Consider the following 1076-nt stretch of genomic DNA (forward strand, 5'->3'; position numbering starts at 1 on the left):
TCGGAGGACAGCCAGCCGGCCAGATGTTCGAACATCGCCGCCACATCTCAGGTGGCCACCGCTTCCGCGATTACTTCATGTTCGTTCAATCCTGAATCCCTTAAATCGCGACGCGCTTTAGAGCACGTCCTGTGATCGATGAATCGATTGTGGTGTGACGGCTGCGTTTTGTGCTGATTCAACATCCACGTCGATGGAGGTGGACGATGGGAAGAGCATTGAGCGGGGATCTTCGGTCGCGGGTCTTGAAGGCTTCGGACGTGGGCATGTCGGCGCGGCAAGCGGCGGCGCGGTTCGGCGTGGGAGTGTCCAGCGCGATCCGCTGGATTCCGCGGGCGAAGATCGGCGAACTGGCGCCACGCCCGCAGGGCCGCCGCCGCGCCTCCAGCCTCGATGCGCATGAAGCCTTCATCGTCGGGCTGATCGATGAGCGCAAGGACATCACGCTGAACGAAATGGTGGAGCGGCTCGTCGCCGAGCAGTTGTGCGGATCAGCCGCAGCGCCTTGAGCGCCTGGCTTCGCGGCCACGGCTGGACATTCAAAAAAGTCCGCGCACGCACCGGAGCAGGATCGCCCCGACATCCTGAAGCGGCGCCGGGGTTCGACGGCCAGCTCGATCTCGATCGAAGCTCGTGTTCATCGATGAGACCGGCCTCTCCACAAAGATGGCTCGCCTGCGTGGAAGAGCGCCGCGCGGCGAGCGCTGCCGGGCCGGCGTGCCGCATGGCCACTGGAAGACGACCACCTTCACCGGAGCGCTACGGCTGACGGGCATGACTGCGCCTTCGTCTACGACGGGCGCCATGAACGGCAACGTGTTCCTGGCCTATGTCGAGCAGGTGCTGGTCCCGACATTGTCGGAGGGCGACGTAGTCGTCATGGACATGTGTGGACGCCCCCGTTGGTGCAAGGAGAATTTTTCGAAGAGCGCGGAGCGTGGTCGGGTGCTGACATGTGTCCGGCCTCTGTTGCGGCTGTCACATGCCGCGAGCCCGTATGGGGAGTTCGCGCATCGGGTCCAATTCAACCTCGCGCGCTCAAGGCGCGTATCCTGGTTTTCCCGAACCCGTCTCTT

The 1076-nt window shown here is 63.5% G+C and carries 1 pseudogene; it reads left to right on the forward strand.

Going from position 1 to position 1076, the window contains the following annotated elements:
* Positions 1-206: 206 nt before the first annotated feature.
* Positions 207-885, forward strand: a pseudogene (locus NKI52_RS32645) (IS630 family transposase); the annotation flags it as partial.
* Positions 886-1076: the final 191 nt, after the last annotated feature.

The sequence above is a fragment of the Mesorhizobium sp. M0590 genome, assembly GCF_040320905.1.
Lineage (GTDB): Bacteria > Pseudomonadota > Alphaproteobacteria > Rhizobiales > Rhizobiaceae > Mesorhizobium.